At 42.4% G+C, this 9,721-nt stretch carries 11 protein-coding genes; all 11 read left to right on the plus strand.

The annotated features are described in order from the left end of the window. Positions 1 to 323 precede the first annotated feature (323 nt). The gene (locus JMX63_RS06855; protein WP_201571713.1) at positions 324 to 941 is read left to right on the plus strand and encodes a 6-pyruvoyl trahydropterin synthase family protein; all 618 of its coding nucleotides are present in this window, start codon (positions 324 to 326) and stop codon (positions 939 to 941) included. Further along, positions 934 to 1,464, plus strand: a complete 531-nt coding sequence (gene tsaE, locus JMX63_RS06860; RefSeq protein ID WP_201571714.1) for a tRNA (adenosine(37)-N6)-threonylcarbamoyltransferase complex ATPase subunit type 1 TsaE — start codon at positions 934 to 936, stop codon at positions 1,462 to 1,464. Before JMX63_RS06855 ends, tsaE begins: the two co-directional genes overlap by 8 nt. A gap of 53 nt (positions 1,465 to 1,517) precedes the next feature. Beyond that, on the plus strand, positions 1,518 to 3,311 hold the full coding sequence (mutL, locus tag JMX63_RS06865) for a DNA mismatch repair endonuclease MutL (protein ID WP_201571715.1): 1,794 nt from the start codon (positions 1,518 to 1,520) through the stop codon (positions 3,309 to 3,311). An 82-nt stretch (positions 3,312 to 3,393) separates the two neighbouring features. Continuing rightward, positions 3,394 to 4,557, plus strand: a complete 1,164-nt coding sequence (gene miaA, locus JMX63_RS06870) for a tRNA (adenosine(37)-N6)-dimethylallyltransferase MiaA (RefSeq protein WP_201571716.1) — start codon at positions 3,394 to 3,396, stop codon at positions 4,555 to 4,557. 327 nt (positions 4,558 to 4,884) lie between these two features. Further along, positions 4,885 to 5,412 (plus strand): RNA chaperone Hfq, encoded by a 528-nt coding sequence (gene hfq, locus JMX63_RS06875; protein ID WP_201571717.1) that lies wholly within the window; start codon positions 4,885 to 4,887, stop codon positions 5,410 to 5,412. Between the two features lie 219 nt (positions 5,413 to 5,631). Continuing rightward, positions 5,632 to 6,624, plus strand: a complete 993-nt coding sequence (locus JMX63_RS06880; protein WP_201571718.1) for a KpsF/GutQ family sugar-phosphate isomerase — start codon at positions 5,632 to 5,634, stop codon at positions 6,622 to 6,624. Positions 6,625 to 6,701: 77 nt separating this feature from the next. Next, positions 6,702 to 7,268 carry a KdsC family phosphatase gene (locus JMX63_RS06885; protein WP_201571719.1) on the plus strand — a complete coding sequence of 189 codons (567 nt, stop codon included), beginning with the start codon at positions 6,702 to 6,704 and terminating at the stop codon, positions 7,266 to 7,268. Continuing rightward, on the plus strand, positions 7,265 to 7,849 hold the full coding sequence (gene lptC / locus JMX63_RS06890; protein ID WP_057760443.1) for an LPS export ABC transporter periplasmic protein LptC: 585 nt from the start codon (positions 7,265 to 7,267) through the stop codon (positions 7,847 to 7,849). Before JMX63_RS06885 ends, lptC begins: the two co-directional genes overlap by 4 nt. Positions 7,850 to 7,938: 89 nt before the next feature. Then, positions 7,939 to 8,496, plus strand: coding sequence for a lipopolysaccharide transport periplasmic protein LptA (lptA, locus tag JMX63_RS06895; protein WP_406947832.1), 558 nt, complete (start codon positions 7,939 to 7,941; stop codon positions 8,494 to 8,496). A 143-nt stretch (positions 8,497 to 8,639) separates the two neighbouring features. Then, positions 8,640 to 9,350 carry an LPS export ABC transporter ATP-binding protein gene (gene lptB / locus JMX63_RS06900; protein WP_406947833.1) on the plus strand — a complete coding sequence of 237 codons (711 nt, stop codon included), beginning with the start codon at positions 8,640 to 8,642 and terminating at the stop codon, positions 9,348 to 9,350. Between the two features lie 118 nt (positions 9,351 to 9,468). Continuing rightward, positions 9,469 to 9,721 (plus strand): transposase (locus JMX63_RS06905; RefSeq protein ID WP_201556083.1); only part of this gene is annotated, 253 nt, incomplete at its 3' end.

The following is a 9,721-nucleotide window of genomic DNA, read 5'->3' on the forward strand; positions in this document are numbered from 1 at the left end:
GCTAACATAGCTGTTTACTGAATAGAGTATAGGCTTAAGCTTTGGTAATAGATAGCGCTCGCACAATTCGTCTACGATTCACTTATCATTCAACCCCTTTATTGTTTTCGCTAAGTGTTCTTTGTGCAGAATGACGAGCAACTTCAATACGGTTAGTCCTAGTCTATCAATTGATTCGTTCAATCAATCATTGTATTAATAAGTGCTTACTTACGAATACATGGCGATTTGCTATAATGAACCATAAACCGATTCATAAACGCGGCAAACTCTTATTTATTAACATTTAGCACCATAGTGCTTACTGTTTTGGTCAAATTATTATGCGTATTCGTAAACTATTCAAATTTGAAAATGCTCACATCGTTCGTAACTGTAGTTCTGAGCGTTGCAAGCACTCGATTCATGGTCACAGCTATCAGATCGAGCTGATCCTTGAGGCCACTCGTTTAGACCATGGGCAAATGGTTTATGACTTTGGTCTATTAAAGTCTTCTATCAAAGACATTATTGATAGCTTTGATCATGCTATTTGCTTTTGGAACAAAGATGATCCTGAGTATGTCGCAGCGTGTAAGAAATTTAGCGCACGTTGGATAAGCTTGCCAGTTTCACCATCAGCAGAGCAGTTTTCACGAGTAATATTCTTTTGGGCACAAGAAATACTACGTCAGACACAAATGCAAAATGGTGAAGCAGATGTCAGCGTGTACTCAGTAATTGCTCACGAGACGGCGACAGGGTATGCGCAGTGTTTTGCTGATGATGTTGCAAACGATCAAATGGGTCAGCTAGTCTTAGAAGATTTTGAATTCAGTGAGCAGGTTCGTGCTGAGTGGACTGACTCTGAGCTGTATGCCAAACTGATTCGCGGTGAAAGCTTTACCAATCCAACTGTGACCATGCAGGTACAGACAGAGCAGGTTCAGTCTGATGTGTGATGGTCAATCTATAGAAAATAGCAAATACTTAAAGACTCTGATATTAAACTCTGAGCAAGATACTCAATCATTGGCTGAGCAATTAGCGACATTGCCGCTAACAGGCAGCGTGTGGCTGGCTGGGGATTTGGGTGCTGGTAAAACGACACTAACGCGTTATTGGTTACAAGCGCTTGGTCATACAGGTGCGGTAAAAAGTCCAACCTATACCTTGGTTGAGCCTTATAGTATTCATCGAAAAGATGGTTCGACCAAGCCAGTCTATCATGCAGACTTATATCGTTTGCAAGATCCAGAAGAGTTGTCTTTTATTGGATTTGACGAGTATCTGGATGAGCCTGAGGCGTTAGTCATCATCGAATGGGCTAGCCGCGCTGATAGCTATCTGCCACCGCCTACGTTATTCATTGATATGACTCAAAGTGTAAGCGATGTTAACAACATTGAAGCTCGCCAAGTGCAGTTGAGAGTGTCAAAGGCAGGTCAAGCGCAAGGTTTGGATTTATCGCAACTTATCATCTAAATGAATATCTAAATTACACCAATCGCTACTTTCCAAAAACATGACATCTATCTATGCCAGATAATCATCCTAATAAACGCATTAAAAAACTATCGCCGTTGCTAATCAATCAATTAGCAGCAGGTGAGGTGGTGACCCGTCCAGCAGCAGTGGTCAAAGAGCTGCTGGAAAATGCCATCGATGCTGGTGCGACCAATATTGAGGTGCGCATCACTCAAGGTGGTATGGGTCTGATTGAGGTAGTGGATAATGGGGTCGGCATTCATCCTGATGACATGGTTATGGCCATCACTCGTCATGCGACCAGTAAGGTTGCTGACGTTGCTAATCTGCATGGTATTACGACGTTGGGTTTTCGCGGTGAAGCATTAGCAGCGATGGCTGCTGTCTCGCGTTTGACCTTAATCAGTAGTCATGATGATAGTGGCATTGGCCGTCAATTACAGGTCGCTGGCGTATTAGATGACACACCGAAACTGTTGCCAGTTGTCCATAACCGTGGTACCACGATTGTCGTAAAAGATTTGTATTTTAACGTGCCTGCCCGCCGTGGCAACCTAAAATCTATTGCTACTGAATTCGGTCATATCGAAACCATTGTCCGAGAAGTCGCACTGGCGCGTGCCGATGTTGCTTTGACACTTTTTCATGACAATAAACAGCGTCTATCATTATCTGCAAGTGCTACGAGTATTAGTGGTAATAATGACAATAATACCAGTCGCTTGCCACTGCCGCGGTTGGAACAAGCGACTGGTATGGCGTTGACAGATAATGCATTAGCAATATCGATAGACTTATCGAGTCTGGTGCATTCGTCTGTAGAATACGATGATAACAATGTTAATCAGGCAGCGATTAGTGGTTGGTTATGGCCATTGCATTATGAAAAATCTGACTTACCAAAGCTGATGTATGTAAATGGCAGACTGGTAAAAGAAGCATTGATTAGCAATCAAATACGTCAACTGGCACAAGGTGCGCAGCTAGCAGGTATGGGGTATGCACTGTATTTTGATTTACCAACTCAATGGTTAAATATCAATGTGCATCCATCTAAACAACGTATCAAAATCAGTCCATTGAATAATATTATGGCGCACTTAGGCCATACAGTTCGTACGCAGTTGAAAACGATTGATGTAGCTAAGTTTGGGCTTGGAATTGTTTCTGCATCTGCGTCCGTAGCGACGACCGAAGCTGATAGCCAATACATATCTGCGGAATTATCAAACGTAGATGCTTCTGAAGGTCGTTCGTCTGAAATGCCCATCTCAAGTAGTCAGTCTAGCAATAACCAAAGGCAGAATAATCAAGTAGAATCTACTAGACAGTCTTATCAGTCTACTGCAAACCAATCACTTTCAAGTAATCCTTTATTGCAAGAGTCAGCGCGATCTTATATCAATGAACGATCAGACCAAAGTAACAATAGTAACCACAGCACTTCACATTATTCTGATGGAGCAGCTACCTCTGCATCTTTACCAATTTGCTTAGATATCATTAACGATGTAGAAGCTGTTGACATGGACTTAAACACAGATGATAAAAAGCTACCTTGGTTATTATTTTATCACCAAGGGCAGTGTGCACTGATAAGTGCTAAAGACTGGCAGTTTAAAGTAAGCCAGTTGTTCGAATCACTTACCTCTAGTCAGCAAGTATTCAAAAAAGATAGATTGCCAAACAGTGCTACTGAGATTAATCAGCAACTTATAATGGTCAATGCGCAAATGTCTGCACAGGATTCAATGGTTTTTGTGAATGATCTTACTGGAATAATCATGAACAATGCTATTAAAGCGATAGACAGTCATCGCTTAGTAAAGCTAATGCTATCCTGAATATCTGAAAATAATTACAACATCTTAAAGCAATTAAACCAATCGATATCTGAGTTATCCATATATTATGAAAGGCCACTTTATGCAACATTCGTCTGATATCCTACCTCACAAACTGACGGATAACAGCGTGGTTTGTCTTATGGCACCAACTGCTAGCGGCAAGACGTCACTGGCGTACGAGCTATACGATACAGGTCGTTTTGAATTAATCTCAGTGGACTCAGCGCTGATATATCGTGACATGAACATTGGCACAGCCAAGCCAACAGCGGCTGAGTTGGCGCGTTATCCACATCATTTGGTCGATATCATTGATCCTATGCAAAGCTATAGCGTGGCTGAGTTTGTCAGTGACGTTGCCCGTCTTATTGACGAATGTCATAGAAATGGCAAGATACCATTATTAGTAGGCGGCACCATGATGTATTACATGGCGCTACTCGATGGGTTGTCTCCTGTGCCCGATAGCGATGACAGCGTACGCGCGCGCGTAGAGCAGTGGCGTCAAGAGGAAGGTGTTAGCGCTCTATATGATTATTTGGGGAGTATAGACCCTATAAGCCATGAGCGCTTGAATGCTACTGATACTCAGCGTATCACGCGAGCAGTTGAAGTTTATCTACAAACACATATTCCAATAAGTGACTGGCAGCGCAAGCCAAAGCAAGCATTGGCAAATAATCCAGAGCAGCAATGGCATGCGCTATCGGTAATGCCGGATCGTCCATGGCTACATGATCGTATCGAACAACGCCTAGATATCATGTGGAATGAAGGACTAGTGACTGAAGTCATAGACTTACTAAAAAAGTATCCGCTCACGCCTAATATGCCTTCGATGCGCTGTGTGGGCTACAGGCAAGTACTAGAATACTTGGTGCACATTGATCATCCGATATTTGACGAAACTCATCTGGATAAAGCTCAATTTTATGAAGCTTTTGGCAAGCATACAGCTGTCAACGGAGAAGAAATCCCAGCTAATGTTGCTCAGTCAGCTGCTCAACCAAACATGGCTAACCAAGAGACCGAGGCGCTTGCTTGTCAGGAAATGCAAAATAAGGCATTATATGCTACAAGACAGCTAGCAAAACGTCAGTACACGTGGCTGAGAAAGGTAATGCAACTGCCCAGTGCATCATCAAGTGGGATAGCAGACTCTGAGAGCGGGGCTGATGCTAGCAGTCGTATGATATTACAAACGTTTGAAACCATGGCCGAAGCACGAGAGTACTTGTCTTAAAGTGCAATGATAGCCAACACAATTAGTTTCAAAAATTGACATAGATAGCTGTTATAATTTGGCTCAGTGCATTGAGCATTGTTATGATGTCTGGTTTATGAACTTTTGTAGGCAGAAATCATTAACGAAACAACTAGTTACTTAATTATTTACAATAATAACGTATTCGCGATAAAGTGGAATCACTTAAGAGCAACGAATATTTATTTAGATACGTTTTATAAAGAAAACACCTTATTGTATCTACCTTTTAGCCATTATAATTAAATTAACACTTAAAATAATTGGCACTCAAAACATAACTATATAATATTTAGGAGAGATTTCATGTCAAAAGGACAAACTTTACAAGATCCGTTCTTGAACTCGCTGCGCAAAGATCGCATTCCTGTCTCTATTTTTTTGGTAAATGGCATTAAACTACAAGGCCAAATTGAATCATTTGATCAATATGTTGTTCTCCTGAAAAACACAGTGAGCCAAATGGTATATAAACATGCCATCTCAACAGTCGTGCCAGCGCGTAACCCGCGTAGTAGTACGACGACAGGTACAAGTGCTCAGCCTCAGAGCGCAGCACCGACTGGATATCAAGGCGGTGGTTTTGAACGTGGTAGTAACCCTGCTGCTGGCGGCTTTGAAGAGCGCGGATTCGCATCGAGTCGCAGTGGATTCAATCGTGGTGGTTTTAGCCAAGGTCAGGATCGTGGTTTTGAACGCGGTAGCTTTGGACAAGGTCAAGAGCGCGGCTTCGAGCGTGGTGGTTTTGGTCAAGATCGTGGCTTTGATGCCACGGCAGATAACACCGGCTTTGAAAATAAGCCAAACGATGGTTCTAATGATAGCAACAGCTAAAGCACTGCATTAATCGAGCATGTGGTCTAAAAAAATATTAAGACATGACTTATTCGTTTAAAACCTGCTGATAATAGTGGGTTTTTTTTGTATAAATAGCAGCAAGCTCTTTATTTGGTACAAAGCACTATATTAGTGTAGATTTTGTAGACCATTACTAATATGAAACATAGTGTAGTAAAATAGCGTATTGATTCATTATAAAAACAGAGCGGATTCATGAGTGATACCAAAAACAACTTAACCCATGAGCAATTTATTACCACTGCTATCGAGGCCATTAACACAGAGATATCTGCGTTAGCACTACTAACAGAGCAGATTGACGACAGATTTGCACAAGCATGTGACATCATTCTGACTTGCAAGGGTCGAGTGGTGGTCACGGGCATGGGCAAATCAGGATTAATTGGACGCAAGATAGCAGCGACTTTTGCTTCAACGGGTACGCCTGCTTTTTTTATGCATCCTGGTGAAGCAGGGCATGGTGATTTGGGGATGCTTGTAAAAGGTGATGTGCTGCTTGCTATTTCAAACTCAGGTGAGTCAGATGAAATCAAGATGCTACTGCCAGTTGTTAAGCATCTAAATATTCCTCTCATTAGTATCAGTCGTGATAAACGCGGTATGTTGCCACGAGCAGCTGACATTGTGTTGACACTTGGTCAGTCGCAAGAGGCTTGTCCGCTTAATCTAGCGCCTACCTCCAGTACGACAGCTACTTTAGCGCTCGGAGATGCATTGGCGGTTGCTTTAGTACACGCACGTAATTTCACGTCTGAAGATTTTGCACTATCGCATCCTGCTGGTGCCCTGGGTCGTCAGCTATTGACGCGTGTCGAAGATTTAATGCATACCAAGTCAGAAGACTTGCCTTTGATTCATCAGCAGGCCCCATTGCAACAAGCTTTGTTTACCATGTCTGCTGGTCGCTTGGGTATGACAGTGGTGACTGATAATGCTAATAAGGTCGTCGGCGTGTTCACAGACGGTGACTTGCGCCGAGGGTTAGAAAAAGGTATCGATCTACAAACGCCAATGCAAGAAGTAATGGTCAGCAATCCACGCCATATCAGTAAAACGATGCGTGCGTCAGATGCGCTTAGTGTCATGAATGAGAGTGGTATTAGCCAGTTATTGATTATTGATGATGAAGATCGTCTAGAAGCTATTATTACCGTGCATGATTTGCTGCAAGCTGGTGTCACATAAGGTTTGTGAGTTGCCGTTGAAATAGTTAAGCTACATAGAATAACACTTCGAAAATAAATATTAAAAAGAGATAAATAATGCAGGACTTGATACAGAAAGCCGGACAAGTAAAACTATTGGTCATGGATGTCGATGGAATTTTATCCAATGGTCAAATTATCTATGATGCCAATGGTGTTGAGACCAAAGCATTCTCCGTACAGGATGGTGTGGGTGTTAAGTCGTTAGCGCGTTACGGTATTTTGACAGCCATTATTACCGGTCGTAGTAGTGCAATGGTGAATAAGCGCGCAGCAGAAATGGGCGTCAACCATGTGGTTCAAGGCCGTGATGATAAATTAATCGCATTAAACGAGCTGCTATCGTCTTTAGATCCTGCCCTGAATATCACTGCTGCCGACTGTGCCTATATGGGCGATGATTTACCGGATATCAAAGCAATGCAAACAGTAGGATTTGCGGCAACCGTACCTAACGCGCATGCTGAAGTTATCAAGCGCAGTGACATGGTAACGACTCGTGCTGGCGGTACTGGTGCAGTGCGCGAGATATGTGATCTTATTTTAAAAGGTCATGGACATTATCAAGACTTTATCGCGCATTACACGCTTGATGAGGCGCAAACTCAGGATAACCAGTCGTGAATACACGTGTCTTAATTGTATTAGCCTTAATTATTGCTGGTATCGCGGGTTGGTTTTTTCAGCAGCAAGGCGATGTAACGCCGCCAGTCAATATTGAAACGACAGATGTCGATTATGAAGCTACCGATATCAAAGCTGTACAGACGAATGAGCAAGGTGAAACCGAATACGAGCTTACTGCTGAATCTTTGACACATAATCCTGAGACCAATCAGGATGAAATGTCAGGCATTACCATGAATTGGGAGCCATCTGCAGAGCAACGCTATCGTATTCAAGCGGGCAGTGCAGCCATCAGTCAACAGACAGGGGAGCTTAGTTTATCAGGTGGATTTACACTGGTGAGCGAAGGCAATAAGAGTACTCCTGATATCGAACCAATAAAAGTGACTGGTAGTACGCTAAAAGGTAATACGAAATCAGGCAAAGTATATAGTGATGCGCCTGTGAAAATCGAACAAGGCATGAATCGATTTGAAGCCTCTAGTATGACTGCCAATCTTGAGACAGGTGAGTACGAATTTGGCCAAGTGGCTGTTGCTTTTTCTCCATCTGAACGCCAAGATAAAGCATTGTTTTAATCAAAGTACTTCTTATTTACTGTGTCAAAAAATAGCAGCTAGTATAAAGTTTGCAAATCCTACCACCTATTATGAAATGAGTTATTTATATGAAACTTAAATTTTTGCCTACTTTACGCGCATCATCACTCTGCTTGCACAAATTACGCGCACTGCCAATGGTGATGTTATTGGCGCTACCGCTATATAGTCATGCATTGCCATCAGATTCTAATCAGCAGATCAAATTGCTAGCAGATAAGGCCACTTATAGTGAGCGTACCGGCGTGACCAGTTATGCAGGTAATGTCATTATTACTCAAGGTACGTTTAAGATGACGGCCGATAACATCACGGTCAATCTTTCTCAGCAGCGCAGCATTAACTCAGCGGTAGCAACTGGCCGTCCAGCGACTATGCAGCAAGTAGTCACACAAGAGAAAGGCTTGGCAAAAGGGCAGGCTAATAAAATTGACTACAACGCAGTGTCTGGGATTATTACACTAACTGGTAATGCAAAACTGGTTCAGAATGGTGCAAGCTTTGCTGGTAATGTTATCCGTTATAGCCTAAAAGCAGGTGATGTTGAAGCAACTGCTAGTGGCAATCAGCGCGTTGAATTGGTATTCCCGCCTAATAACGGTACAAACCAAAGTGGCGTACGTTAATCCAAATAAACAGGCTATGAGTAAATAAGTCTGCCTTTAGCAATGCTTAAATTTTGTGAAAGTAAGAGTAAGTTATGAGCGATGATAAAAATCTAGACCTATCGGCATCAAATACCAATACGGCGCCTGTCGCTCGATTGACTATGCAAAATTTAGGCAAGCGCTATGGAAAGCGTTGGGTAGTCAAAGACGTTTCATTTTCTATCGAACAGGGTCAAGTTGTAGGATTGTTGGGGCCTAATGGTGCTGGTAAAACGACTAGCTTTTATATGGTGGTGGGACTGGTCAATATGGATAGAGGCCGTGTTACGCTAGGTAAAATGGATTTATCTAAATATGCAATGCACGAGCGAGCGCGTGCGGGTATCGGCTATCTACCACAAGAAGCATCAATCTTTCGTAAATTATCTATCGAAGATAATATCTTAGCTATCCTACAGACTCGTACAGAATTAAGTAAAGCTGAACAGCAGCAAGAACTTGAAAAGTTGATTGGCGAGTTCCATTTAGAACATGTGCGCAAGTCTCAGGGTATGAGTGTGTCAGGCGGTGAGCGTCGACGCTGTGAGATTGCGCGAGCATTGGCCGCTGATCCTAAGTTTATCTTATTGGATGAACCTTTTGCAGGGGTAGATCCTATCTCTGTCGGTGATATTAAAGACGTTATTTTGACGCTTAAAAATCGCGGTATTGGCGTTTTAATCACCGATCACAATGTTCGAGATACATTGGCGATTTGTGAAAAGGCTTATATCGTATCAGAAGGCGCTATCATTGCAGAAGGCACTTCGGCTGAAGTGTTAGAAAATGATTTAGTGAAATCCGTTTATCTAGGTAAAGACTTTCAAGTATAAGTGAGAGCGTTAAATTTCTTATCTCATACTCTATTTTATATAGTGCGCTCAAAATAAAAAGGGGGAGTTTCCTAAAAACTGTGTAACTGCTTATAATCCATTAACAGGAGAATAAGCAATGACTACTCAATCTGACATTAAAAAACTGGCCGAGCAAATGGCTGGTAGCATGAACAGCTTCGATGACATCAAAGACTTCCAAAAGCAGCTCATGCAATCCTTTATCGATACTGCCTTAGAGGCTGAGATGGAAGACCATCTCGGCTACCCCAAGCATGAGAAAGCAGATAAACCAAACAAGCGCAACGGACACACTAAAAAGACCGTCCGCAGTGATACAGGCGATCTTGAAATCTCTACCCCAAGAGACC

This window comes from Psychrobacter nivimaris (assembly GCF_904846365.1).
Lineage (GTDB): Bacteria > Pseudomonadota > Gammaproteobacteria > Pseudomonadales > Moraxellaceae > Psychrobacter > Psychrobacter nivimaris_B.

What these genes read in the sequence shown, in the direction of transcription:
- JMX63_RS06855 (WP_201571713.1), top strand. Translation starts at nt 324, where the DNA reads ATGCGTATTCGTAAACTATTCAAATTTGAAAATGCTCACATCGTTCGT.
- tsaE (WP_201571714.1), top strand. Translation starts at nt 934, where the DNA reads ATGTGTGATGGTCAATCTATAGAAAATAGCAAATACTTAAAGACTCTG.
- mutL (WP_201571715.1), top strand. Translation starts at nt 1,518, where the DNA reads ATGCCAGATAATCATCCTAATAAACGCATTAAAAAACTATCGCCGTTG.
- miaA (WP_201571716.1), top strand. Translation starts at nt 3,394, where the DNA reads ATGCAACATTCGTCTGATATCCTACCTCACAAACTGACGGATAACAGC.
- hfq (WP_201571717.1), top strand. Translation starts at nt 4,885, where the DNA reads ATGTCAAAAGGACAAACTTTACAAGATCCGTTCTTGAACTCGCTGCGC.
- JMX63_RS06880 (WP_201571718.1), top strand. Translation starts at nt 5,632, where the DNA reads ATGAGTGATACCAAAAACAACTTAACCCATGAGCAATTTATTACCACT.
- JMX63_RS06885 (WP_201571719.1), top strand. Translation starts at nt 6,702, where the DNA reads ATGCAGGACTTGATACAGAAAGCCGGACAAGTAAAACTATTGGTCATG.
- lptA (WP_406947832.1), top strand. Translation starts at nt 7,939, where the DNA reads ATGAAACTTAAATTTTTGCCTACTTTACGCGCATCATCACTCTGCTTG.
- lptB (WP_406947833.1), top strand. Translation starts at nt 8,640, where the DNA reads ATGCAAAATTTAGGCAAGCGCTATGGAAAGCGTTGGGTAGTCAAAGAC.